Source organism: Gordonia spumicola, assembly GCF_009932475.1.
Lineage (GTDB): Bacteria > Actinomycetota > Actinomycetes > Mycobacteriales > Mycobacteriaceae > Gordonia > Gordonia spumicola.
Genome location: NZ_BJOV01000005.1, coordinates 148,879 through 173,325, shown reverse-complemented (window position 1 = coordinate 173,325; position 24,447 = coordinate 148,879). Strand labels below are relative to the sequence as shown.

The following is a 24,447-nucleotide window of genomic DNA, read 5'->3' as shown; positions in this document are numbered from 1 at the left end:
GGGTTGGATCATGGATCCGACCCTCGACCCCGATGCCGCCGCGATCGCCGCGGCGGCCGCCATCGCAGCCGAGACCGGCTCGCCCCGACACGATGTGGCCGTCGTCCTCGGCTCGGGTTGGGCTCCGGCCGCCGCCGCGATCGGGACGGCCGCCGCCGAGGTCGCGACCACCGTGCTCCCCGGGTTCGCGGCGCCGTCGGCGCAGGGCCATGCGGGCACCGTGCGGTCGGTCCGGGTCGGCGACGCTCGAGTCCTCGTGTTCCTCGGCCGCGTCCACGCCTACGAGGGTCACGACCTGGCCCACGTGGTCCACCCGATCCGGACCGCCGCGGCGGCGGGAGCGCACACCGTCGTCCTCACCAACGCCGCGGGCGGCATCGCGCCCGGTCTGCGCGTCGGGCAGCCCGTCCTCATCGCCGACCAGATCAACCTCACCGGCCGCTCACCGCTGTGTGGCGCGCAGTTCGTGAACATGGTCGACGCGTACCGACCGTCATTGCGCGACGCCGCGCGACGCGTGGACCCCGACCTCGCCGACGGCGTGTACGCGGGACTCCCCGGCCCCCAGTACGAGACGCCTGCCGAGATCCGGATGCTCGCGACTTTGGGCGCCGACCTGGTCGGGATGTCGACCGTTCACGAGACGATCGCCGCCAGGGCCGCAGGCCTCGACGTCCTCGGCCTGTCGCTGGTGACGAATCTGGCGGCCGGTATCACCGGTGACGCCCTCGACCACGCCGAGGTGCTGGCCGTCGGCCGGGAGTCGGCGACCCGCATGGGCGGCCTGCTCCGCGACGTGATCTCCGAGATCGCCTGATGCTGTCGTTCGGCACCGCCGGACTCCGCGGGCCCGTCCGGGACGGGCCCGACGGGATGAACGTCGAGAACGTCACCCGCGCGACGGCTGGCCTCGCCGCCTGGCTCACCGCGCGCGGCCACGCCGGACGGACCGTCGTCGTCGGACGAGACGCCCGCCACGGGTCGGACCGCTTCGCGGCCGCCACCCGTGACGTGTTCGCCGCCGCCGGGTTCGACGTCGTCGCGCTGCCCGATCCGGGACCGACTCCCCTGGTCGCGTTCGCGTGCCGCGCTCTCGACGCCGCTGCGGGCGTCATGATCACCGCGTCGCACAACCCGGCCGCCGACAACGGCTACAAGGTGTATCTGGACGGCGGCGCGCAGCTCGTCGAGCCTGCCGACCGGGAGATCGAGGCGGCCATCGCCGCGGTCGACCCGTCGACGGTGCGCCGCACGCCGTGTGCGCCCGACGAACGCGCACGCGGCGTCCGAGCGGACTACCTGGCACGTCTGGCCGATCGATTCCCGCCGGTCGCGGCGCCCTCGGTGCGGATCGCGCTCACCGCGATGCACGGCGTCGGCGGTCGGCTCGCCGTCGACGCGCTCGCGCGCGCCGGATTCCCGGACGTGCATCCCGTCGCCGAGCAGTTCGCACCCGACCCCGACTTCCCGACGGTGGCGTTCCCGAACCCGGAGGAGCCCGGGGCCACCGACCTGCTGCTCGACCACGCGCGACGCGTCGACGCCGACCTGGCGATCGCCCTGGATCCCGACGCCGACCGCTGCGCCGTCGGCGTCCGGGTCGGCGACGCGTGGCGCATGCTGACCGGCGACGAGACCGGTGCGCTGCTCGGCGACGCGATCCTCGACGCCGCCGCGCCCGACGCCGTGGTCGCCAGTTCCATCGTGTCGGGGACGCTGATGGACTCGATCGCCCGCGCCCGCGGGTTCGACGCCCGCCGCACGCTCACCGGGTTCAAGTGGCTGGTCCGGGCGGGCGAACCGCTCGTCTACGCCTACGAGGAGGCGCTCGGGCACTGCGTCGACCCGGCCGCGGTCCGCGACAAGGACGGGGTGAGCGCCGCGATCGCGGCCGCCCGGATCGCGCAGTCGTGGCGCGGACGCGGCGGGCTCGGCGCCGCGCTCGACGCGCTGATGGCCCGGTACGGCGTTCACATGACGGCGGGGCGATCGGTCCGCTTCGACAGTCCCGCCGACGGCGACGCCCTCACCCGCGCCCTGCGACACCGTCCGCCGACGACGATCGCGGGCTTCGCCATCACGGTGAACGACTACCTGACTCGCGGCGACCGACTCCGGACCGATGCGATCGAACTGTCCGGAACCGATGGGGACGGCCGAACGCTGCGGGTGATCGCCCGTCCGAGCGGAACCGAGCCGAAGATGAAGTTCTACGGCCAGATGACCCGCCCGGCGGGGCCCGATACCGTGGAAAGCGTCCGGGCGCGCATGGAGACCCAGCTGCAGCGGGCGATCGACGACGTGCTCGACGCGGCACGGGCAGAGGAGCCGAACCGATGACGTACCCGAACCAACCCAGCTATCCGACGATGCCGCCGGGCACGCCGGGTCCGCCGCGCTCGCAGTGGACGTCGCCCGCGGTGATGCTCGCCGTCATCGCGGGCCTGCTGGTGCTCATCGGCGGCGTCATCGCCGCGTTCTACTTCGCGGGCGGCCATTCGTCGAAGGACCAGGCGACGCCTCCCGAATCGTCCATCCAACAGCCGGTGCCGCCCGACTCCGGCACCCCGCAGCCTCCGGTCACCGTCACGTCGGTGGTGTCCCCGTCCTCCACGCAGCCGTCGCGGCCCGCATCCACACCGACGGTGTCGGGCGCCGACCGGCAGGGGTTCATCGGCATCTCCGGGGCCCGCTGCAACGCCGACGACGACGCGGTGTTCGTCGGCTACACCTCGCGCTCGCACATCGTGGTGTGCCAGGTCGGGTCCGACACGTCGCGCCTGTACTACAAGGGCTGGTCCGGGGCGGGCGGCATCACGATCGACTACCCGAGCCGCGCGGGCGACACGTTCACCGCGGTCAACGGCAGCACCCAGTACGTGGTGTCGCCGTCGCAGTTGACGATCTACCTTCCCGACCGCGGACCGCAGCAGGAGTCGATGATCAGCGCCTGGGTGGACTGACCGCGGAGTCAACGCTGCGCGGACCGGCGGACGCGCCATGCCGCCGCCGTGGCGGCGGCCATCACCGCGCACACGGGCCACAGCGCGGCGACCGACCAGGCCACGTACGCCCACGCCCCGAGCAGCGAGCCCGCGGCCAGTGCGGCCCACATCCCGAGGTATCGGACCCACTGCCATCTCGGGCCACCGAGCAAGGCGGCGCCCAATTGCTGCGCGGCCTTCACGAGCGTCCCGGTCATGTACGTGAGACCTATCGACACCTCACCGTCCCGCAGGAACGTCGCGTTCATGACGCCCATGGCCACGGCGACGCCCAGGACCGGCGGGACCGCCGCATCCGACGCCACCAGCGCCGCGGTCGCCGACAGCGCGACGATGCCGGTCGCCGTCGCGAGGACGGTGACGCGGCCGTCACCCATCCGCGAGACGACCGCACCGACGACCGCGCCTGCGAAGAACAGGCCGATGAGCCCGAACGCCCGACCGGCGTCCGACCATTGCAGGCCGACCACCTCGGCGGACATTCGGGTCGTGTTGCCGCTCATGAACGAGATGAAGTACCCGCCCAAATGCAGGAACCCGACCGCGTCGAGCGCGCCGGCCACCGCGGCGAGCACGAGCGCGAGAACCACCTCACGGCGGCGGGCGGACTGCACCGGATCAGCGGGGCCCGAACTGGCGGTCGCCCGCGTCGCCGAGGCCCGGCACGATGAACGCGTCCTCATTCAGGTGCTCGTCGACCGCGCCGATCACGAGCCGCAGTCGGTGTGTCGACGCGCGCAGGGCGGCCACTCCTTCCGGCGCACCGACGACGCAGACGGCCGTCAAGTCGGTCGCTCCGCGTTCGGCGAGCAGGTCGAGCGTGTGGATGAGCGAACCGCCGGTCGCGAGCATCGGATCGAGGACGTACACGGGCTGACCCGTCAGGTCCGCGGGCAGCGATGCGAGGTATTCGACGGGTCGCGCCGTCTCCTCATCGCGTCCCACTCCGACGAACCCGATCCGGGAGTCCGGCAGCACGGACAGCGCCGACTCGAGCATGCCGAGCCCCGCGCGGAGCACCGGGACGAACAGCGGCGGAGTCGTCACCTTCACGCCGGGGGCCACCGCGACCGGCGTCTGCACGTCCACGTCGTCGACGGGAACGTCCGCGAACGCCTCGTAGACGAGCATCTGCGACAGGCGAGCGAGTGCACTGCGGAACGCGGTGTTGTCGGTGGCCTGATCCCGGAGGATCGACAGCCACGCACGGGTCAGCGGATGGTCGACGACGCGCACCTGCACGCCGTCGTCTGAGGCCGAAGTCATGGGCAGATCTTAAGACATGTCGACGCTCATCTCGGCCGGTAGAAGCCTTCGAACGTCTGATCGGCGTTGGTCGTCCGCAGCGGTGTGATGCCGACCGGGTCGCCGCCGGTCTCGACGAACTGGTCGTTGCCGATGTACATCGCGACGTGGCCGGACCAGACCGCGAGATCGCCCGGCATGAGGTCGGACTGCGCGACGGCATCGCCCGCGAGGTCCTGATCCTGTGCCAGCCGCGGCAGTTCCAGGCCGGCCTGCCGGTACGCCCATTGGGTGAATCCGCTGCAGTCGAAGCCGTCCGTGGTGGTGCCGCCCCATACGTACGGCGTGCCGCGGACGCTGAGCGCCGCACGCACCGCTGTCGCCGCGCGTTCGTTCGGCGCCTGCACCACGGTGCCGTCGGGCAGGATCACCTGCGTTCCGGTTCCGCCTGCCGTGCCCGTCGTGGTGGTCCTGCCGGTCGTGTCCGACGACGCCCGATGGCGTTCGAGCGCGGCGGTGTCGCTCTCCAACTCCGACTGCGCCCGGGCCACGACTGCCACTCCCCGACCGATGTGGTCGAGTGCGACGGGGATCAGGACGGCGAGTCCGGCAGGCGTCGTGACGGATCCGGCCGCGGCGACCGCCGACACGAACGACTCCACCAACCTGTTCAACTCGGTGTTCGCCGTCTTGACGTGCGAGGCCGCCGTGGCGATGACCTGCGCGACCTCCGTCCCCGACGACCCGAGCGCCGTGTCCGCGTCGGCCAGCGACGTCGCCGCGGCGACCGCGGCGTCCCCGCCCTTCCCCCGCCATCCGGCCGTGGACGCGGCGACCGTCGTCATCGATTCGTCGGCCGCGGAGCCGAGCCTGGTCGACGCGCCGGTGAGTCCGGCGGTGGCCCCCGCGGGCAGGTCGCCGGTGCCGAGGGTTGCGATGAGCACCTTGAGCGGGGCGATCAAGACGTCGGCGCTCATGCCGTCATCCCCGCCGCCGACGTCGCATCGCAGCACGTGTACGCGCAGCACGCCGCCTTCGTCGTCGTCGACGCCGTCCGGTGTGCCTGCTCCGCCGCGGCGAGCGTCGTCGAACGCTGCTGCCGGACGTCGGCGAGGGCGGCGAGGAATCCCGCGCCGATCAACCCGAACACCGGCGTGAGCGAGCTCGTGTCCAGGCCTTCGGCGCTCGCCTGCTCACCGACCCGGTCGGCCGCACGGTCCTGCGCGTCGGCCGCCGTGCGTACTGATGTCTGATCAACTGTGACTGCCTTCATACTCAGTCAGACGCACGGAACCGGAATCCGGTTCCACCGCGCGCGGCGTGTCGCGTCAACCGAATGTGAACGTGAACCAGGAGACCCCTGGCGAGACGTCGAAGGTGAGGAGTCGGCTTCGCTGACCGCCGTCCGTCAGGCGATAGAGGCGCGGGACACCGCCGACGTCGATCACTCGATCTCCTCGCCCACTCTGGTGCACCACGACCCGGCCGGTACCGCCGAGCACTGCGTTCACATCGTCCGCGGTGGCGGCCAGCCGGATCCGGGCATCGGCCCGGGCCGTGACCGATTCGTCCGAGACGTCGAAACGACCCGACAGTCCGTAGGTGTCGTCGGGCTGCCGCGCGGCGAACACGAAGTCGTGCGACCCGTCGATGAGCTCCGGCGATCCCGCATAGACCCCGCTCGAGCGGGTCGACGACAGGTGCATCTCCGGCGACACCGCACCGCTCGATCCGGTGGTGTCGGTCGTGTCGACGGGTGCGGGCAGCACCACCCCGGGCGACGCCGCACGCAGCAGGTCCCTGATGCCGTTCTCGACCTCGCGGTAGCGCCCCTCCCCGAAGTTCGCGGCACGGATCCGACCCGTCGCGTCGATCACGTACTTGGCCGGCCAGTAGCGGTTTCCGTAGGCCTGCCAGATCGCGAAGTCGTTGTCCTGGACGACCGGGTAGTCGATGTGCTCGGACTCGATGGCCGACGCCACATTGCCGGAGTCCTTCTCGAACGCGAACTCCGGGGTGTGCACGCCGACCACGACCAATCCGGCGCTCCGATACGCGTCGTACCACTGCCTGACGTGCGGGCCGTCGCGCAGACAGTTGATGCACGAGTAGGTCCAGAAATCGACGAGAACGACCTTCCCGCGCAGGTCTGCGGCGGACAGCGGCCGTCCGTCCGCGGTGTTGAACCATCGTCCGCCGCCGTCGAATCCGGGAGCCGCGCCGCAGTCGGCGAGACCGTCGGCCTCCCCGCGGCACGCCGCGTCGCCGGAGTTCGAGCGGCCGAGCGCATCGTTCACCGCATCGGAGTCGGAGAGCGCGCGATCGGCCGCCGCCGTGTAACTCGGGAGGGCCGCCTGCAGGCGTGCGGGCGCGTCCACCACCAGCGCCGCGGCCAAGCCGATGAGCACCATTCCGCCGACGATTCGGAATGTCCGCTGACGGCTGCGGTACGCCGCGAGCCTCCTCGACAGCGAGGCCCCGGCAGCGGCGAACACCGCGAGCGGAAGCGCCGCGCCGATCGCGAACGACACCGTCAACACCACTGTGCGCCAGCCGATCTGACCGGTGGCGCCCGCCACGGAGATCGCGGCCAGGACGGGGCCGGCACACGGCACGTACAGCGTGCCGAGCCCGATGCCCAGCAGATACGGCGCGAATCGTCCACCGCGGCCCGCCGAGGTGAACGCGGGCATCCGCGCGAACGGCCGCTCCAACAGGTGCGACACCTGCGGCACGATCAACCCGACGCCGATCAGGAGCAGCAGGACGATGCCCGTCCACCGCAGCACCGAATCCGGCAGCCCGAGTGCGCTGAGGATCAGCGTCCCGAGCAGCGAGATGACGCTGAAACTGGTGACGATCCCGGCGATGATCGCGGGCGTCCGCCATCGATTCGGGGGTTCGGCGGCATCGTCTGACATCGTGGGCCCGGATCCGCCCGTCACGAATACGATCGGCAGCATCGGCAGCACACACGGCGACACTCCCGTCACCAGTCCCCCCGCCAACCCGACCAGAATCACCGTCAACACGGCACTCTCCTCACTGACCGCGCCGCAGTCGGACGCTCGTCATCAGTGATTCGTCACCGCGCCCCGCAGGGATCGGTCGTCATCGCATCGGGATCGTCACGACCATCGGCGACGACGGCTGACGAGATCCCGCCATCGGTTCCACCGACAGCCCGATGTCGCCGGGCCGGTCCATGTCGGCCATCACCACCGACGTGTCTCCGGCGCCACTGGGGACGACGCCCGCGCTCTTGCGTCGGCCGCCCACCGTGATCCACACCTGATAGCCCATCGCGGGCTCGGTCGCGGGCAGATCGGCGACGGTCACGACGGTCGCGCGCATCGACGGCGCGTACATCGCGGCGACGGTGCCGCCTCCGACCTGCCCGGTCGACTTCTCCATGTCGGGGGCCGCGACGACCTGGGCGATCGTGTCGTCGTGCACGATCGCGGGCGAGTCCGCGCCACGATTCGACGACCACACCGCGGCCCCCACTCCTCCTGCGACGACAACGAGACCGACCGCCGCGGCGACCATCAGCCGTGCGGCGCGCCGATCCCGCGTGGACGTCGACGCGTGTGTCGCGGCCAGCACCGCCGCCCGTAGGCGCTCGGGCACCGGCTCGACGTCCGTCGACAGCATCGACGCTGCTTCGCGCAGTCCGTCGAGCTCGGCGCGGCAGCTCCGGCAGTCGTCGAGGTGACGGAGCAGCCGTCGGCGTTCCACGTCGTCGACGGCGTCGACGGCCAGGGCGCTCAACGCGTCGAGCGGATGTTCGTCGGTGGTCATCACAGGCCTCCCATGCAGGTCCGGAGTCGTTGCAGGCCGTCGCGGATACGAGTCTTGACAGTCGCCGGGTTCACGGCGAGGACTGTCGCGACCTCGGCGTACGTCCGACCACCGAAATAGGCGAGGTCGATCGCTTCGCGCTGCCGTCCGGTGAGTCCGTCGAGACAGCGACGGACGCGGCGCGTCTCGTCGCGGTCGACCGCGGTCTCGCTGACCGTGTCGTGTCCGGACGGGCGTGCGGCTTCGTACGCGACGTCTCTGCGGTTCGCGGCAGCGTCGTGCCGCACGGTGTCCACGGCGCGCCGATGGACGAGAGTCGTGACCCACGCTGTCGCCGATCCGCGGCTTCTGTCGAACGACGCCGCATCGCGCCACACCTGCAGCCACGCGTCCTGCACCACCTCTTCGGCCAACGACGCGCTGGCGACCACTCTCCGCGCCAACGCGAGATTGCGCGGCGCGAGCGCGTCGAAGAGGGTCGCGTACGCGTCGCGGTCGCCTGTCGCCACCGCCTCGAGCAGTTCATCGGCCTGAACTTCCACAGTTCTCACACTCTCGATTCGTCGCGGATCCGCCCGGGGATTGGTCGTGAATCGGAACCAATCCTTCGCCGCGACTGCGGCGAATCCGTGGATGAGGGGCGCGATCGGCGCGTCCACACACCGAAAGGCCCGACATGTCGACCACCAGCTCGATCTCTCGCCGCACCGTCGCCGGAGCAGTTCTCGCCGGAGCCGTCGCCCTCGCCCTGCTCACCGCCTGCGGGAACGACTCCTCGTCCGACGAGAACCCGACGAGCGAGATGGCACCGCCGATGTCGTCCACGATGACGGCGCCGTCGTCCTCCACGATGGCGCCGCCCATGTCGTCGGCTCCGACGATGTCGCCCGAGATGACCGCACCTGCGATGACTCCGCAGGTCACAAGCCCCACAATGGAGCCTGGCATGACGATGGACCACTGATCGGCCACGTCGTCGTCACCCGTGGGAGAGTCCGTTTCGGGCCACTGACCAGGGTGCGTGCAGCGGGATCGACAGAACATGACTACGCTCTGTGATCATGGCCGGAGACATCGTCCCCATCGAACTCGGACTCACCGAAGGCAACCTGTTCACCCTGTGGGCCCCGCGCTGGCGCGAGGGCGACGACGAGTGGGAGGCGTTCCTCGGTCTGGACGAGGACCTCTACGCGCTCGACACCGTCGCCGAGCTCGCCGCCTTCGTGCGCGGTGACGACGACAACGACCTCGCGGACCATCCCGCCTGGGAGACGATCAAGCAGCTCCAGGCCGACGAACTGGTCCCCGACGACCGTCACTCGTACGACCTCATCGGCGTGCCGGAGCTGGCCGCCGAGGATCCGCGCGCCGAGGTCGTCGCCGAACTCGAGGACGCGCTCGAGATCGTCCGCATCATCGGCGAGGTGTGTGAACTGTCGCCGATCACGAAGTTCTTCACCGGCAACCCCATCCTGGGCGCGGTGACCGTCGGCACCGACAACTTCGCCGGACGCGAAGGCGTCGACCTGTGGGTTCGCATCGGTCGCATCATCGCCAAGGGTTGGGACGACGTCATCGACGCCCTGGACGCCGTCGTGTCGCGGCCGAAGGTCGACGCCGACGCCGTCGAGGAGGCCGAAGAGGAGTTGGCTGCCGCCGCGTCCGCCGAGGACGAGGACGAGCCCGAGGACGACGACGCCATCGACGACGAGGCGGCCGAGGACGACGCCGACGAAGACGACGATGAGGAGGACGACCTCGTCGACGAGGACGACTTCTGGGCCAACGTCGGCATCGATCCGATCCGGATCTTCACCGACGACGGTGAGTACCTGACGCTGCGCTGCTACCTCGGCGACGACCCGCTGTTCCTCGGCGCGAAGGGCAAGATCTTCGGCTTCGGGTCTGAGCGGGCACTGACGCGTTTCCTCGCGGACAACAAAGATCACGACCTCGCGAAGCTGTCGACGTTCGCCGACGTCCGCAGCGCCGCCGAGACCGCGGAGATCGAATACCAGGTGCTGCCGGAGAACGTGTACTCCCTCGAGGGCATCGACGAGGACATCCTCGACGGGCCGCGACGGATCGACTCGCGCCAGCTCGACCTCGCCGTCGAACTGCTGACCGACGCCGCCGACTACGCGGGGATCGACACCGTCGGCGAAGAACTGGCGTCGACGACGCCGCTCGGCTGGTTCGTCGACTACGCGATCAACCCCGACCCGAAGCGTCTCGCGCCGTCCGGCCCGTTCGACAACGAGGCCGAGGTCTGGCGTGCCCTGGTGAACGACTTCCAGGACCGCCTCACCAAGCGCGGCTAAACCCGGGCTCCCGCGGCCGACCCGGCTCCCCGAGCGCAGTCGAGGGGCTAGATCAGGCCCGCGTAGCCGGGCTTGATCACGTCGTCGATGAGCGCGATGCGCTCGTCGAACGGCAGGAACGCCGACTTCATCGCGTTGACCGTGAAGCGCTGGAAGTCGGCCCAGCCGTACCCGAACTGCCTGTGCAGCAGCATGAACTCGCGGCTCATCGTGGTGTCGCTCATCAGCCGGTTGTCGGTGTTGACGGTCACGCGGAAGCGGAGCCTGGCGAGGATGTCGAACGGATGCTCGGCGAGCGACGAGACGGCCCCGGTCTGCACGTTGCTGCTCGGGCACAGTTCCAGCGGGATCCGCTTGTCGCGGACGTAGGCCGCGACGAGACCGAGGTCGGCTCCCGCCTCGGTGAGCGTCACGTCGTCCATCACTCGCACCCCGTGACCGAGCCTTTCGGCCCCGCAGAAGGCGATCGCCTCATGGATCGACGGCAGTCCGAACGCCTCGCCGGCGTGAATGGTGAAATGCGCGCACTCACCGCGCAGGTAGTCGAACGCGGCGAGGTGACGGCTCGGCGGGAAGCCCGCTTCGGCGCCCGCGATGTCGAAGCCGACGACGCCGCGGTCCCGGTACGTGACGACGAGGTCGGCGATCTCCCGTGACCTGGCAGCGTGTCGCATCGCGGTGACGAGGCAGCGGACGACGATCGGTCGGTCTCGCGAGCCTTCCGCGAAGCCCGCGAGCACGGCGTCCATCACCTCGTCGAGGGTCAGACCGCGCTCGGTGTGCAGTTCGGGGGCGAACCGGACCTCGGCGTACACGACGCCATCCGCCGCGAGGTCTTCGACGCACTCGCGCGCCACTCGACGCAGCGCCGACGTCGTCTGCATGACGCCGACGGTGTGCGCGAACGTCTCCAGGTACGTCTCGAGCGATCCGCTGTTCGCCGCCGTCGCGAACCAGGTCGCGAGGGTGTCGGCGTCGTCGGCGGGCAGGGCGTCGTAGCCGGTCTCTCGGGCCAGATCGAGCACCGTCGAGGGCCGGAGTCCCCCGTCGAGGTGATCGTGCAGGAGAACTTTCGGGACCCGGCGGCACTGTTCCTCGGTGATCATGCCTCGACCGTATCCGCGTTGCCCTGTCGGCGCTCGCCGGAGCGTAGTCAGCGGTTGAGGGGCGGATTGGTGTCGCCTCGTGACACCGATTCGCCCCCTAGCGTCAGAGCCCCGCAGCCAGGATGCGGTCCAGGACAAGCGGGCGGCGAGTGGGCTCGACGTCCCCGATCACCGCGGCCTCCGCGAGGGAGTCGAGTGCGGCGTCGAACCTGGACGCGTCGTCGGCGTGCAGCGTGAACAACGTCTGTCCCGCCCGTACTCGCTCACCGAGGCCCGCGTGCCACCGAACACCCGCGGCGGACGACACCGACTCCCCCGGACGTGAGCGACCCGCACCGAGGCGCCACGCGGCGTGACCGACGGCGAGCGCGTCCAACGATACGAGCACGCCGTCTCTCTCCGCACGCACCTCATGGACGTGCCGCGGAGTCGGGAGCGCGGCGTCCGGGTCACCGCCCTGAGCCGCGATCATCGTCCGCCACACGTCCATCGCCCGGCCGTTGCGCACGTTCTCGACGGGGTCCACGTCGCCGAGACCGCCCGCGTCGAGCATCTCGCGGGCCAAGGCGAGAGTCAGTTCGACGACGTCCGACGGCCCGCCGCCGGAGAGGACCTCGACGGCTTCGGCCACCTCGACCGCGTTCCCCGCGCTGCGACCGAGCGGCGTCGACATGTCGGTGAGCAGCGCGCGCGTGTCGACGCCTGCGTCCGTGCCGAGTTCGACCATCGTCGCGGCGAGGACGCGGGCGTCGTCCACGGCGGGCAGGAAGGCGCCCGACCCCACTTTGACGTCGAGCACCAGCGCCGCCGTGCCCTCGGCGATCTTCTTGCTCATGATGCTGCTGGCGAGCAGCGGGACGGCGGGGACGGTGCCTGTCACGTCGCGCAGCGCGTAGAGCTTGCGGTCGGCCGGGGCGAGGTCGGACGTCGCCGCGCAGATCACCGCGCCGACGTCGCGGAGCTGGGCCGTCATCTCGTCGATGGTCAGATCGGCTCGCCACCCGGGGATCGACTCGAGTTTGTCGAGGGTGCCACCGGTGTGGCCCAGTCCGCGACCCGACAGTTGCGGAACGGCGAGCCCGTATGACGCGACGAGCGGGGTGAGCGGCAGCGTGATCTTGTCGCCGACGCCGCCGGTGGAGTGCTTGTCGACGGTCGTCAGACCGTCGAGATCCAACCGGACCCCGGTGTCGATCATCGCCGCGGTCCAGTCGGCGATCTCGCGCCGCCCCATCCCGTTGAGCACGATCGCCATCAGCAGCGACGACATCTGTTCGGGTGCGACGTCGCCCGCCGTGTAGGCGGCGACGATCTCGCGGATCTGCGTCGTCGAGAGCTCTCCCCCGTCGCGTTTGGTCGCGATCACCGCGATCGGGTCCATCAGCGGTCCCGCACCGCGTCGAGGTGCGAGGGCCCGAACGCGTCGGGCAACAGGTCGCCGAGCGTGCGCGGTCCCGCCTCGGAGTCAACCAGCATCGAGGACGGGCCGAACTCCAGGAGCACCTGCCTGCACCGTCCGCACGGGGTCAACGGCGAGCCGTTCGCGTCGACGACGGCGACCGCGGCGAGCCCGGTTCCGGCCGCACCGAGAACACCCGTGGAAACGCCCACTGAGACCAATGCCACTTCGGCGCAGACTCCGAGCCCGTATGAGACATTCTCCACATTGGCAGAGGTGATGATCTGCCCGTCGACAGTGATAGCGGCCGCGCCGACCGGAAACCCGGAGTAGGGTGCATATGCCCTGGTCATCGCCGCCGCGGCGGCGCTTCGGAGAGTGTCGAAGTCGATCCGAGTCACAATTGTCACTTCCTGAACTCAGAGTAATAACAGGTAAGGCATACCTAATGTTATTACGGGAGGCTGATCACATTGTTCGGGCAATTCACGATAGGACTCAGCTTAGGTTTAAAGTCAGGTGCGATGGGTCCCGCCGCGACGTCCCGCGCCGCCGGAAGGTCCTGAGAAAATATCGACGACTCTGGAGGCGTAGATTCCGCGATGAGCACCCCCACCGAGGTCGCACCCGCACCGGTGCGCAAACGATCTCTCTACCGAGGTGACCCAGGAATGTGGTCGTGGGTGTTGCACCGCATCACCGGCGTGTCCATCTTCTTCTTCCTGTTCGTCCACGTCCTGGACACCGCCGTCATCCGCGTCGACGCCAACGCGTACACCGAGATCATCGAGACGTACAAGACTCCGATCATCGGCCTCATGGAGATCGGCCTCGTGTTCTGCGTGCTCTACCACGCGTTGAACGGCCTCCGGATCATCCTCGTCGACTTCTGGTCGAAGGGGCCGAAGTACCAGCGCCAGATGCTGTGGGCCATCCTCACCATCTTCGCGATCGTCTTCATCGCCGCTGCCGCGCGCATGCTGGCGATCCTGATCGATCACGCACTCTAGGACCGGGGAGAAGACACCATGAGCGAAGTCAAGACACTCGGCACCGACTACGACCGGCCCGCCAGCCTCGACAACCCGCGCAGCCCGCGGGCCCGCAAGGGCGGCAACTTCGAGAAGTACGCGTGGATGTTCATGCGCTTCTCGGGCCTGGCCCTCATCGTCCTCACGTTCGGCCACATGTTCATCATGCTGATGGTCGACAGCGGCGTGCACCGCATCGACGCGAGCTTCGTCGCCGACCGCTGGAAGGAGCCCTTCTGGCAGATCTGGGATCTGTCGATGCTGTGGCTGGCCCAGCTGCACGGCGCGAACGGAGTCCGCACCGTCATCGCCGACTACTCGCGCAAGGACAGCACCCGCTTCTGGCTGAACGCTCTGCTCGGCCTGTCGATGCTCCTCGTGCTGGTGCTCGGCACCTACGCGATCCTCACCTTCGGCAACGCCGGCTAAGGAGATTTGACTACACATGCAGGAACATCGCTATGACGTCGTCATCATCGGTGCAGGTGGCGCAGGCATGCGCGCGGCCATCGAAGCCGCGCCCCGCGCCCGCACCGCGGTGCTGACGAAGCTCTACCCGACTCGCAGCCACACCGGCGCCGCGCAGGGCGGCATGTGCGCCGCCCTCGCCAACGTCGAAGAGGACAACTGGGAGTGGCACACCTTCGACACGGTCAAGGGCGGCGACTACATCGTCGACCAGGACGCGGCCGAGATCATGGCGAAGGAAGCCATCGACGCCGTGCTCGACCTGGAGAAGATGGGCCTGCCGTTCAACCGCACGCCCGAAGGCAAGATCGACCAGCGTCGCTTCGGCGGTCACACCCGTGACCACGGCAAGGCCCCGGTCCGCCGCGCCTGCTACGCAGCCGACCGCACCGGCCACATGATCCTTCAGACGCTGTACCAGAACTGCGTCAAGCACGACGTGGAGTTCTTCAACGAGTTCTACGCGCTCGACATCAACATGACGACGGACGAGAACGGCGAGCCCATCGCCAACGGCGTCGTCGCCTACGAGCTGTCGACCGGCGAGATCCACGTCTTCCACGCGAAGTCGATCGTCTTCGCCACCGGCGGCTCGGGCCGCATGTACAAGACGACGTCGAACGCCCACACTCTCACCGGTGACGGCATGGGCATCGTCTTCCGCAAGGGCCTGCCGCTGGAGGACATGGAGTTCCACCAGTTCCATCCGACAGGCCTCGCCGGCCTGGGCATCCTGATCTCGGAGGCCGTCCGAGGCGAGGGCGGAATCCTCCGCAACGCCGACGGCGAGCGCTTCATGGAGCGCTACGCCCCCACCATCAAGGACCTCGCACCCCGCGACATCGTCGCCCGCTCGATGGTTCTCGAGGTGCTCGAAGGCCGCGGCGCAGGTCCGAACAAGGACTACGTGTACATCGACGTCCGCCACCTCGGCGAGGACGTTCTGAACGAGAAGCTCCCGGACATCACCGAGTTCTCGCGCACCTACCTCGGTGTCGACCCGGTCACCGAGCTGGTCCCCGTGTACCCGACGTGCCACTACGTCATGGGCGGCATCCCGACCAACGTCCGCGGCCAGGTGCTCAGCAACAACGAGCAGATCGTCCACGGCCTCTTCGCCGCGGGCGAGTGCGCGTGCGTCTCGGTCCACGGCGCGAACCGTCTCGGCACCAACTCGCTGCTCGACATCAACGTCTTCGGCCGTCGTGCGGGCATCGCGGCCGCCGAGTACGCCAACTCCGCCGAGTTCACCGAACTCGAGGAGAACCCGACCCAGATGGTCGACGAGTGGCTCGAGGGCCTGCTCTCCGAGCACGGCAACGAGCGCGTCGCCGACATCCGCACCGAGCTCCAGCAGCTCATGGACAACAACGCATCGGTGTTCCGCACCGAGGAGACGCTGACGACCGCCCTGAACGGCGTCCGCGAGCTCAAGGAGCGGTACGAGCACATCCGCGTCCATGACAAGGGACGTCGCTTCAACACCGACCTCCTCGAGGCCGTCGAGCTCGGGTTCCTGCTCGAGATGGCCGAGGTGACCGTCGCCGGTGCACTCAACCGCAAGGAGTCGCGCGGCGGACACGCCCGCGAGGACTACCCGAAGCGCGACGACGAGAACTACCTGGTCCACACGATGGCCTACAAGAAGGGCAAGGGTCTGCTCGCCGACATCGAGCTCGACTACAAGCCCGTCGTCCAGACCCGCTACGAGCCGATGGAGCGTAAGTACTGATGACTGCCACTTTGGAGAATCCGGCGACCAGCGAGCCCGCTCTGCCCCCGGTCCCCGCCGAGGCGACCATGGTCACGCTGAAGATCTACCGGTTCAACCCGGAGGACCCGGACGCCCAGGGCTTCGAGAGCTTCCGCGTCCCGGCCCTGCCGACCGACCGCCTGCTCAACCTGCTCCTCTACGTGAAGGGCTACCTGGACGGTTCGCTGACGTTCCGGCGCTCGTGCGCGCACGGCGTGTGCGGCAGCGACGCGATGCGCATCAACGGCGTCAACCGTCTGGCCTGCAAGCTCCTCATGAAGGATCTGCTGCCCAAGGACTCGTCGAAGGAGATCACCATCTCCATCGAGCCGATCAAGGGCCTTCCCGTGGAGAAGGACCTCGTCGTCAACATGGAGCCGTTCTTCGACGCGTACCGCGCCGTGAAGCCGTTCCTGATCACCTCCGGCAACGAGCCGACCGCGGAACGTCTGCAGAGCCAGGCCGACCGTGCCCGCTTCGACGACACCACCAAGTGCATCCTGTGTGCGTGCTGCACCACGAGCTGCCCGGTGTTCTGGAACGAGGGCTCGTACTTCGGCCCGGCCGCGATCGTGAACGCTCACCGCTTCATCTTCGACAGCCGCGACGAGGCCGCCGCCGAGCGTCTGGACATCCTGAACGACGTCGACGGTGTGTGGCGCTGCCGCACCACCTTCAACTGCACCGACGCATGCCCCCGCGGCATCCAGGTGACGCAGGCCATCCAGGAAGTCAAGCGCGCCCTGATGTTCTCCCGTTAGACCCTTCTCTGCAGCCGCGAGAGAGCCCCGACCGGTCCCGGTCGGGGCTCTCTCGTATCCGCGGCCACAGGTGTCGTCCGAACCGTCGCTTTCCCGACCGCGGGCGAGGCGTTTCGGTGTGACGCCGCGTACGCTCAAGCGGTCATGATCTCGCGTATCTCTCGCGTCGGCGCGGCCCTGGCCGTCGCCGCGGCCACCGTCCTCATCTCACCGGTCGCCGCGTCGCACGCCGAGCCCGCCATCGGGTACGGCACAGACACCGACGCCTGCCCGTTCCGGGTACACACGCCGAAGCCGATCGACGAATCGGAAGTGGTGCAGCCCGGGCACCCGACGCCCACTCCTCTACCCGTCCCGACTCCGGCGGCCGGCGGGGCGAGACTGGCGGCGTGCGGCGTCGTCTCCGACCCGAAGGCCGGGGCCACGCCGACGGATCTGACGAGTTCGGGGTGGCTCATCGCCGACCTCGACACCGGAGACGTGATCGCCGCGAAGGACCCGCACGGACGCTACCGTCCCGCGTCGACCATCAAGACGCTCCTGGCCCTCACCTCTCTCAAGGAACTCGATCTCGACACCGTGGTCACCGGCACCACCGACGACTACGGCATCGAGGGCGACGCGTGCGGGATCGGGCCCGACGGCACGTACACGGTCCGCGAACTGTTGACCGGCCTGCTGATGGTGTCGGGGAACGACTGCGCCAACGCGCTGGCCCGCCAGCTCGGCGGCCGTGAGCAGGCGCTGACGAAGATGAACGCCGTCGCGACGTCGATCGGGGCCACCGACACCCGGGCCGCGAGCCCGTCCGGGCTGGACGCCCCCGGCATGTCGACCTCGCCGTTCGACCTCGCCCTCATCTTCCGCGAGGCCATGCAGAACGCCGACTTCCGGCACATGATCTCGCTCAAGGAAGCGCACTTCCCCGGATATCCGGCCCTCAAGGACGTCCCGGGCGACAAAGCGCATCCCGGTTACACGATGGCGACGTCGAACTCGCTGCTGCGCGACGGGTACCCCGGCATGCTCGGCGGTAAGACCGGTTTCACCGACGACGCGTGCAAGACGTTCGTGGGCGCCGTCGAACGAGACGGCCGTCGGCTCCTGATCGTGCAGATGGCGGGCCTGTCGGTGGCGGGCAACATGTACGTCGATCAGGCTCGGCGCATGCTCGACTACGGTTTCGCCGCACCCGCCGGTACGACTGTCGGTTCGCTCACGACCGTGGAACGACACGACGACGCCGGTTCGACGGCTCACGACGCCCCGCATCAGGCGTCGGCGGACGAGTCGTCGCACCTGACTCCGTGGCTGCTCGGCGGAGCCTGCGTGCTCGTGATCTGCGGTGTCGCGGGTGCGGTTGTACTCCGTCGCCGCCGCGCGCACGACTGACCGCGTCAAATCCGTGCCCTGCGGGCTGGGCGGACGTCGATATGTCGGAAATGATGGATCGAATCGTGCCGAGGAACGCGCCAGCAAACCGATCAATCGATCCAGAGTGCTATGTTTCACACACGTGACATGGCCGTGCGGCCGTCACCACTCCCTCCCAGAGTCCACGTCATCCGCGAAACGGAGCACTCCCGATGACCCATGCCCCCATGCGCCGCCGCCTGGCGACGATCGCCGCCGCTGCCGCCGTCGTCGGCGCAGGCCTCACCGCCGTGCCGGCCCTTCCCGGAGTCGTCGGCGACGCCGGCGCCGCGACCTGTAATAACGAGACCACCGTCAAGAAGACGCTCATCGTCGACTACGCCTTCACGAAGTCGATTCCGAAAGAGGTCGGACAGGGCCAGCCCCTCGTCTACTCGCTCTCACTGACGACCAACAGCATCGGCAACCCCTACGTCCAGGGCGTCTGGGACATCCCGCCGAAGGAACTTCGGGATGTGAAGCCGACCGTCAAGGTCAAGGCGTTCACCATGGTCGGCGGCATCATCGGCGGCGGCGGAGCCTTCGGAAAGCTCATCAACGAGACCGTGATCCCGCCGAACTCGGTCCTCAAGGACGGCATCAGCTGGAAGATCAGCCACACCGGTTGGGCCGTGTTCTCCGGACAGTCGTTCACCGCCGAGTTCAGCTACGCACCGCCTGCCAGCTACATCGCGGGCAAGCAGGTCACCAGCGGCGGTGCGACCTTCCAGGCCACCCCGGCGCCCCCGCTCGGCTACGTCGAGATGGGCCAGCTCACGGCCTGCACCACCGTCCGGGCCCCCAACGCAGGCGAGGCCGTCCTCGGCAGCCTCGACTCCGCGGGCCTCGGCTCCAAGGAAGGCCAGCTCTCGAGCACCGGTTCGCTCGTCGACATCATCCCCGGCCTGATCGGCGGCCTCGGCGGCGGCGAGAAGAAGGACGACGGCAAGAAGTAGCCACCCCGACTACCGACACGAAGGCTCGCCCCGCGCAGTGCGCGGGGCGAGCCTTCGTCGTTGGCGGTTCCGCGTTCCGGAAGGCCCGGATGGGGTGCCGTACCCCGCCTGACCAAGGTCAGACGGGGACACCGTCATGCACTGGGGGAAGCTACGACTTCCGGCGAATCCGCGACGCTGCGGCGGCGACAGCCGCGCCGATCCCCGCAGCGGTGACGAGTTGCCGAGTGGACGGCGTGCGGGCCACCTCGTAGACGGGCGCGAGATACACCGGACCCTTCTCCACGTCTTCGTCGCCCTCCATCTCGTCGGCTGTCAGCAGGTCGGCGTGCCTCGGGTCGGACGCCGCCCATGCCGCGCCGTACAGGACGATGCGGGACGCGAGGTACGCGAACACCATGACACCGAGGATCGGGCCGAAGGCGGCGCCCGCGGGACTGCCGAGGACCGCGGTGAGGTAGATGGCGCCGAGCGACTTGAGCACTTCGAAGGCGACCGCGATCGCCAACGCGGACGTCGCCACCGCCCGGACCGGAATCGACTGGAGCGGCATCTGCGACAGGACGACGATGAACAGGACCCATGTCGCGGCCAGCGACACCGCGATCGACACCACACGCAGCAGGAGTCGCCCCCAGGCGGTGTCGTCGATGCCGATGAACTCGAGGACCGTCGTGCCGATCGGGCCGGTCGTGACGACCGTCAGACCGATCGTCGCGACGAACATGACGCCCATGCCGACGAACATCCCGAGGTCGTACACCTTGCCGAGGACTGCGCTGCGTTTGAGGCGTCCGCCCCACATCTCACTGAGCGCGTTGCGGACGAGCGCCATCCAGCCGAGGCCGGTGAACGCCGCGCTGACGAGGCCGACGACACCGACGGTGCGGCGGGACGCGATCGCCGAGTCGATCACCTCGTTCAGCTGCCTGCCCAACTGACCGGGAGCCTTCTTCGTGACCGCATCGGTTATCTGGTCGATCACCTCCGGCTGACGGGCGAGGATGAACGCGGCGACGGCGAACGACACCATCAGCACCGGTACGAGCGACAGTATCCCGATGAAGCTGATGGCCGCGGCATACGTGTTGCCGCGACGAGCCGTGTAGTGATCGACCATGCCCATCACGTGAGCGAGGAACGGCCACCTCGCCTTGAGTCGCTCCAGCCGGGCTGGAAGGTCTGCGGCGAGTGCTTTGATCCGGTCCACACATTCCTCGGGGTCGGTCAGCCTCGGGGGACGAAGCCGATCTTGTCGTACACGTCGGCGAGGGTGCCCGCGGCGATCTCACGCGCGCGAGCCGAACCGTCAGCGAGGATCGCGTCGAGCTGAGCCGGGTCGGCCAGGATCTCGTCGACCCGTCCACGCAGCGGCGCGACGAAGTCGGAGAGGATCTCGGCAGTCTCCACCTTCAAGTCACCGTAGCCCTTGCCGTCGTACGAGGAGACGATGTCGTCGATCGCGCGCCCGGTCAATGCGGCCTGGATCGTCAGGAGGTTCGAGACGCCGGGCTTGTTCTCCCGGTCGAAGGCGATCACGCGGTCGTTGTCGGTGACGGCCGATCGGATCTTCTTCGCCGACCGCTTCGGATCGTCGAGCAGGTTGATCAGTCCGGCATCCGACTCGGCCGACTTGCTCATCTTCGCCGTCGGATTCTGCAGGTCGTAGATCTTCGCGAACTCCTTGACGATGTGCGCCTTCGGCACCGTCAGCGCCTTCCCGAACCGCTTGTTGAAGCGCTGTGCGAGGTCGCGGGTCAGCTCCAGGTGCTGACGCTGGTCTTCGCCGACGGGGACCTCGTCCACCTGGAACGCCAGGATGTCGGCGGCCATCAGGATCGGGTAGGTGAACAGTCCGACGCTGGCGGCGTCCTGCCCGGCCTTCGCCGACTTGTCCTTGAACTGTGTCATCCGGCTCGCCTCGCCGAAGCCCGTGATGCAGGTGAGGACCCACGACAGCTGGCTGATCTCCGGCACGTGCGACTGCACGTAGATCGTCGCGCGCTCCGGATCCACACCGACCGCGAGCAGCTGGGCGACGCTGCGCCGCGTCCGCGCGCGGAGTTCCTTCGGATCGTGCGGCGCGGTGATCGCGTGCATGTCGGGGATGAAGTAGTACGCGTCGAACTCGTCCTGCAGGTCAACCCACTGCTTCACTGCGCCCAGGTAGTTGCCGAGGTGGAACGAATCGCTCGTCGGCTGGATTCCGGACAGGACGCGGCGACGCGGCGCGGGTGCAGGGGTGGTCATCACATGATTGTTTCAGATGCGTACAAGCCGATTCCCGATGCGTGACAGGCGACGCTCGATCTGTGCCCGATCGCCTGGTCGACCGCCAGAATGAGACAAATCGACGTTAGATTCCGGACATGACTCGCCGATCGCCTTCCGCTTCTCGTCTCGCCGCACTGCTGTCGGCCGCTGTACTCGTCGGTGCCGGTTTCACCGGCGCCGCGGCTCATTCCGCCGGTGTCTCCGACGCGGCGACGTGCGATGCGTCGAGCCGCGCGACGAAGGACGCCGGGCTCGGCGTGACCCACACGTACGCGAAGTCCGTGACACAGACCGCAGGCGCGGGCGCCACCGTCACCTACACGATCGACGTCGGCACCACCGGCATCGGCAATCCCTACGTCCAGTCGGTCACCGACATCCCGCCCGCGGGCTTCGCCAAGCCGACGGCGAAGGCCACTGTGTATTTCGCCATCGGCGGACGCAAGACCGTCGAGGTCCCGGTGACCGCGGCCGGTTCGGGCTGGCAGGTGTCGACGACGGGCTGGTTCGTCAACGCCAGCAACCCCGCGACCGTGAAGTTCACGTACCCGATGCCGACGTTCAGCATCCCCGGTCAGACCGTCACCAGCGGCGGGATCGAGGTGACGGGGACCGTCGGCGTCGGCAACAAGCTGCCCGGCCTCACCGCGTGCTTCCTGACCCGCGTCATCTCCCCCGGCGAGGCGATCGGCAGCGTCGGAGCCGACCTGTCGAGCAGCGGATCCACCGAGAGCATCATCGAGAACACGGTCTCGAGCATCATCAAGGGCATCCTCGGCGGCATCGGCGGAGGAATCGGGAGCTAGGCGAACTCGGCCGTGACGGGGGCGTGGTCGGACCAGCGGCGGTCGTACGCGTCGGCACGATGGACGTGCGTGCCGGTGAGCCGCGCGGCGAGCGCCGGGGTCGCGAGGTGATAGTCGATGCGCCACCCGGAGTCGTTGTCGAAGGCCTTGCCGCGCCACGACCACCACGCGTACGGGCCGTCGACGTCGCCGTGGTGGACACGCGCGACGTCGACCCAGCCGGAGTCGATGCGTGATCCGACCCAGGCTCGCTCGTGCGGGAGGAAACCCGAGTTCTTCAGGTTGCCCTTCCAGTTCTTGATGTCGCGTTCAGTGTGCGCGATGTTCCAGTCGCCCGCGACGACCACCTGGTCGTCGGCGCCGACGAGCTTGTCGAGGTACGGCCCGAACTCGTCGAGGAAGCGAACCTTCTCCTCGTACTTCTCGACGTCCTTCGGGTCGTCCGTGAGCGCCGCGCCGGACGGCAGGTACAGGCTGGCGACGGTGACCGTCGAGCCGCCGAGGTCGACGTCGGCCTCCAGGTACCGGCCGGACGGGTCGAACTCGTCGCTCCCGAATCCGATGCGGACGGCCGACGGCTCCACGCGAGTCAAGACTCCCACGCCCGCGCGGCCCTTCACGTTCGACTCGGTCATCGTCAGGTGCCAGCCCGCGTCGAGCACCGGTCCGAGCGCCTTGCGGGTGATCGCCTCGGTAGCCCGGATCTCCTGCATCAGGACCACGTCGGGGGCGTGGTCGGCGAGCCACGGCAGCATGCCGGGGTTGTTCTCGTTGCGCTGCTTGACGCTGGCGCGGATGCCGTTGACGTTGACGGTCGTGATGGAGAATTCGGAAGTCACGCGGCAAGCCTATCGGCGGGGTCCGACATCGTCCGTCGGGCGGTGACGACCGCGACCACGAGGACGATCACGCCCGCGACGCCGAACGCTGCTCCGACCAGTGACGGCGCCCGGTAGCCGAGTCCGGCGGCGACGACGACGCCGCCGAGCCAGGCGCCGAGCGCGTTCGCGACGTTGAGCGCCGAATGATTCAGGGCGGCGGCGATGGTCTGCGCGTCGTTCGAGACGTCCATGAGTCGGGTCTGGAGGCCGGGGATGGCGCTGGATCCGGTCATGCCGACCGCGAACGCGACGCCGACGGCGGGCCAACCGCTAGTCACGACGGCGGCGAACACGAGCAAGGTGATCGCGGCGCCCGCGAGCCCGACGCCGACCGCGATGTCGCCGAAGCGGTCGGCGAGCCGTCCGCCGACGATGTTGCCCGCGACCATCCCGAGCCCGAACAGCATGAGCGCGATCGGCACGGCCGACTCGGCGAGCCCGCCGAGCGAGGTCAACGCCGAGTTGAGGAACGTGTAGAAGGCGAAGAAGCCGCCGAAGCCGATCATGCCGACGAGCAGCGTCAACCAGATCTGGAGGCTGGCGAGGCCCGCGAGTTCGGTGCGCGGGTCGGTGGTGACCATGTCGTCGAGTGCGGGCAGCACTCGCCACAGGGAGACGACGGTGACCGCGCCGACCACCACGACCAGGGCCACCGCGGCACGCCAGCCCAGATGCTGACCGAGCCAGGTCGCGACCGGGACGCCGACGACGTTGGCGACCGACAGCCCGAGCATCACCTGCCCGACGGCTCGCGCTCGACGCCCCGGACCGGCGACGTGGGCCGCGACCAGCGCGGCGACGCCGAAGTAGGCCCCGTGCGGCAGACCCGCGACGAAGCGGGCGACGATCAGTGTGCCGAACGACGGCGCGACCAGACTCAACGCATTGCCCGCGGTGAAGGCCACCATGAGCGTGATCAGCAGTGTCCGCCGGGACATCCGCGCCGCGAGGACCGCGATCACCGGCGCTCCGACGACCACACCGAGCGCATAGGCGGAGATCAGGTAGCTCGCCGTCGACTCCGTGACATCCAGATCACCCGCGATGTTCGGGAGCAGGCCCATCGCCACGAACTCGGTGGTGCCGATGCCGAAGCCGCCGAGCGCGAGGACCAGCACGATCCACAGCAGATTCGGCCGAGGCCGGTCCTCCTGCCTGGGGACGACGGCAGCGGTCTCGAGGTCGATCGGAGTCTCCTGCACGAGGTGAACAACGTCGGCGCGGCGC

Annotated in this window: 26 protein-coding genes; 12 read left to right on the top strand and 14 right to left on the bottom strand. The window is 69.0% G+C overall.

Annotated elements, in window-relative coordinates:
• Window positions 1-10: 10 nt before the first annotated feature.
• The 3 genes from GYB83_RS12115 to GYB83_RS12105 are packed head-to-tail and all read left to right on the top strand — an operon-like array spanning window position 11 to window position 2,963.
• On the top strand, window positions 11-817 hold the full coding sequence (locus GYB83_RS12115) for a purine-nucleoside phosphorylase (RefSeq protein ID WP_161895768.1): 807 nt from the start codon (window positions 11-13) through the stop codon (window positions 815-817).
• Entirely contained in the window at window positions 817-2,340 is a 1,524-nt protein-coding gene (locus tag GYB83_RS12110; RefSeq protein ID WP_161895767.1) for a phospho-sugar mutase, read from the top strand. Before GYB83_RS12115 ends, GYB83_RS12110 begins: the two co-directional genes overlap by 1 nt.
• Complete coding sequence (locus GYB83_RS12105; RefSeq protein ID WP_161895766.1) at window positions 2,337-2,963, top strand: flagellar basal body-associated FliL family protein; 627 nt, start codon at window positions 2,337-2,339, stop codon at window positions 2,961-2,963. The genes GYB83_RS12110 and GYB83_RS12105 overlap by 4 nt, the downstream gene beginning before the upstream one ends.
• A gap of 8 nt (window positions 2,964-2,971) precedes the next feature.
• Here the strand turns inward: GYB83_RS12105 and GYB83_RS12100 are convergent, their stop codons facing one another.
• From GYB83_RS12100 to GYB83_RS12070, 7 genes are all read right to left on the bottom strand, one after another.
• The gene (locus tag GYB83_RS12100; protein WP_186349839.1) at window positions 2,972-3,595 is read right to left on the bottom strand and encodes a YoaK family protein; all 624 of its coding nucleotides are present in this window, start codon (window positions 3,593-3,595) and stop codon (window positions 2,972-2,974) included.
• 28 nt (window positions 3,596-3,623) lie between these two features.
• Window positions 3,624-4,247: a uracil phosphoribosyltransferase gene (gene upp / locus GYB83_RS12095; RefSeq protein WP_161897484.1), complete on the bottom strand. Its 624-nt coding sequence runs from the start codon at window positions 4,245-4,247 to the stop codon at window positions 3,624-3,626.
• Between the two features lie 50 nt (window positions 4,248-4,297).
• Window positions 4,298-5,227, bottom strand: coding sequence for a C40 family peptidase (locus GYB83_RS12090; RefSeq protein ID WP_161895764.1), 930 nt, complete (start codon window positions 5,225-5,227; stop codon window positions 4,298-4,300).
• Entirely contained in the window at window positions 5,224-5,523 is a 300-nt protein-coding gene (locus tag GYB83_RS12085) for a type VII secretion target (RefSeq protein ID WP_161895763.1), read from the bottom strand. Before GYB83_RS12085 ends, GYB83_RS12090 begins: the two co-directional genes overlap by 4 nt.
• A gap of 55 nt (window positions 5,524-5,578) precedes the next feature.
• Window positions 5,579-7,282, bottom strand: a complete 1,704-nt coding sequence (locus GYB83_RS12080; RefSeq protein WP_161895762.1) for a cytochrome c biogenesis protein DipZ — start codon at window positions 7,280-7,282, stop codon at window positions 5,579-5,581.
• A 79-nt stretch (window positions 7,283-7,361) separates the two neighbouring features.
• A complete protein-coding gene (locus GYB83_RS12075; protein ID WP_161895761.1) occupies window positions 7,362-8,051 on the bottom strand; it encodes an anti-sigma factor in 690 nt (229 codons plus the stop codon).
• Window positions 8,051-8,602 (bottom strand): sigma-70 family RNA polymerase sigma factor, encoded by a 552-nt coding sequence (locus tag GYB83_RS12070; RefSeq protein ID WP_228461438.1) that lies wholly within the window; start codon window positions 8,600-8,602, stop codon window positions 8,051-8,053. Before GYB83_RS12070 ends, GYB83_RS12075 begins: the two co-directional genes overlap by 1 nt.
• A gap of 125 nt (window positions 8,603-8,727) precedes the next feature.
• On the opposite strand from GYB83_RS12070, the gene GYB83_RS12065 reads away from it, so the two are divergent.
• Together GYB83_RS12065 and GYB83_RS12060 are read left to right on the top strand one after the other, a co-directional pair.
• The gene (locus GYB83_RS12065; protein ID WP_161895760.1) at window positions 8,728-9,015 is read left to right on the top strand and encodes a hypothetical protein; all 288 of its coding nucleotides are present in this window, start codon (window positions 8,728-8,730) and stop codon (window positions 9,013-9,015) included.
• A 97-nt stretch (window positions 9,016-9,112) separates the two neighbouring features.
• On the top strand, window positions 9,113-10,372 hold the full coding sequence (locus tag GYB83_RS12060) for a SatS C-terminal domain-containing protein (RefSeq protein ID WP_161895759.1): 1,260 nt from the start codon (window positions 9,113-9,115) through the stop codon (window positions 10,370-10,372).
• Window positions 10,373-10,419: 47 nt separating this feature from the next.
• Here the strand turns inward: GYB83_RS12060 and GYB83_RS12055 are convergent, their stop codons facing one another.
• The 3 genes from GYB83_RS12055 to GYB83_RS12045 all read right to left on the bottom strand — a co-directional run bounded on the left by GYB83_RS12055 (window position 10,420) and on the right by GYB83_RS12045 (window position 13,281).
• Window positions 10,420-11,478 carry an adenosine deaminase gene (locus tag GYB83_RS12055; protein ID WP_161895758.1) on the bottom strand — a complete coding sequence of 353 codons (1,059 nt, stop codon included), beginning with the start codon at window positions 11,476-11,478 and terminating at the stop codon, window positions 10,420-10,422.
• A gap of 103 nt (window positions 11,479-11,581) precedes the next feature.
• A complete protein-coding gene (locus GYB83_RS12050) occupies window positions 11,582-12,859 on the bottom strand; it encodes a thymidine phosphorylase (protein ID WP_161895757.1) in 1,278 nt (425 codons plus the stop codon).
• Complete coding sequence (locus tag GYB83_RS12045; protein WP_161897482.1) at window positions 12,859-13,281, bottom strand: cytidine deaminase; 423 nt, start codon at window positions 13,279-13,281, stop codon at window positions 12,859-12,861. Before GYB83_RS12045 ends, GYB83_RS12050 begins: the two co-directional genes overlap by 1 nt.
• Before the next feature lie 198 nt (window positions 13,282-13,479).
• Here GYB83_RS12045 and sdhC point away from each other — a divergent pair, with 198 nt between their 5' ends.
• The 6 genes from sdhC (at window position 13,480) to GYB83_RS12015 (ending at window position 19,259) form a co-directional block, all read left to right on the top strand.
• Window positions 13,480-13,887, top strand: a complete 408-nt coding sequence (gene sdhC / locus GYB83_RS12040) for a succinate dehydrogenase, cytochrome b556 subunit (RefSeq protein ID WP_161895756.1) — start codon at window positions 13,480-13,482, stop codon at window positions 13,885-13,887.
• Between the two features lie 18 nt (window positions 13,888-13,905).
• Window positions 13,906-14,337, top strand: coding sequence for a succinate dehydrogenase hydrophobic membrane anchor subunit (locus GYB83_RS12035; protein WP_161895755.1), 432 nt, complete (start codon window positions 13,906-13,908; stop codon window positions 14,335-14,337).
• A gap of 16 nt (window positions 14,338-14,353) precedes the next feature.
• Window positions 14,354-16,108: a succinate dehydrogenase flavoprotein subunit gene (gene sdhA, locus GYB83_RS12030; RefSeq protein ID WP_161895754.1), complete on the top strand. Its 1,755-nt coding sequence runs from the start codon at window positions 14,354-14,356 to the stop codon at window positions 16,106-16,108.
• Entirely contained in the window at window positions 16,108-16,890 is a 783-nt protein-coding gene (locus GYB83_RS12025; RefSeq protein ID WP_161895753.1) for a succinate dehydrogenase iron-sulfur subunit, read from the top strand. Before sdhA ends, GYB83_RS12025 begins: the two co-directional genes overlap by 1 nt.
• Window positions 16,891-17,034: 144 nt before the next feature.
• Entirely contained in the window at window positions 17,035-18,282 is a 1,248-nt protein-coding gene (locus GYB83_RS12020) for a serine hydrolase (RefSeq protein WP_161895752.1), read from the top strand.
• A 194-nt stretch (window positions 18,283-18,476) separates the two neighbouring features.
• Window positions 18,477-19,259, top strand: coding sequence for a hypothetical protein (locus GYB83_RS12015; RefSeq protein WP_161895751.1), 783 nt, complete (start codon window positions 18,477-18,479; stop codon window positions 19,257-19,259).
• 151 nt (window positions 19,260-19,410) lie between these two features.
• Here GYB83_RS12015 and GYB83_RS12010 read toward each other — a convergent pair whose 3' ends face one another.
• Both GYB83_RS12010 and trpS read right to left on the bottom strand, forming a co-directional pair.
• Window positions 19,411-20,469 (bottom strand): YhjD/YihY/BrkB family envelope integrity protein, encoded by a 1,059-nt coding sequence (locus GYB83_RS12010; protein ID WP_161895750.1) that lies wholly within the window; start codon window positions 20,467-20,469, stop codon window positions 19,411-19,413.
• 17 nt (window positions 20,470-20,486) lie between these two features.
• Window positions 20,487-21,509, bottom strand: a complete 1,023-nt coding sequence (gene trpS / locus GYB83_RS12005) for a tryptophan--tRNA ligase (RefSeq protein WP_161895749.1) — start codon at window positions 21,507-21,509, stop codon at window positions 20,487-20,489.
• Window positions 21,510-21,628: 119 nt separating this feature from the next.
• On the opposite strand from trpS, the gene GYB83_RS12000 reads away from it, so the two are divergent.
• Window positions 21,629-22,339 carry a hypothetical protein gene (locus GYB83_RS12000; protein WP_161895748.1) on the top strand — a complete coding sequence of 237 codons (711 nt, stop codon included), beginning with the start codon at window positions 21,629-21,631 and terminating at the stop codon, window positions 22,337-22,339.
• On the opposite strand, the gene GYB83_RS11995 is transcribed toward GYB83_RS12000, so the two are convergent.
• Complete coding sequence (locus tag GYB83_RS11995) at window positions 22,336-23,178, bottom strand: exodeoxyribonuclease III (protein WP_161895747.1); 843 nt, start codon at window positions 23,176-23,178, stop codon at window positions 22,336-22,338. The two genes, GYB83_RS12000 and GYB83_RS11995, sit on opposite strands and share 4 nt — an antisense overlap.
• A complete protein-coding gene (locus GYB83_RS11990) occupies window positions 23,175-24,422 on the bottom strand; it encodes an MFS transporter (RefSeq protein WP_371865054.1) in 1,248 nt (415 codons plus the stop codon). The genes GYB83_RS11995 and GYB83_RS11990 overlap by 4 nt, the downstream gene beginning before the upstream one ends.
• Between the last annotated feature and the right edge of the window lie 25 nt (window positions 24,423-24,447).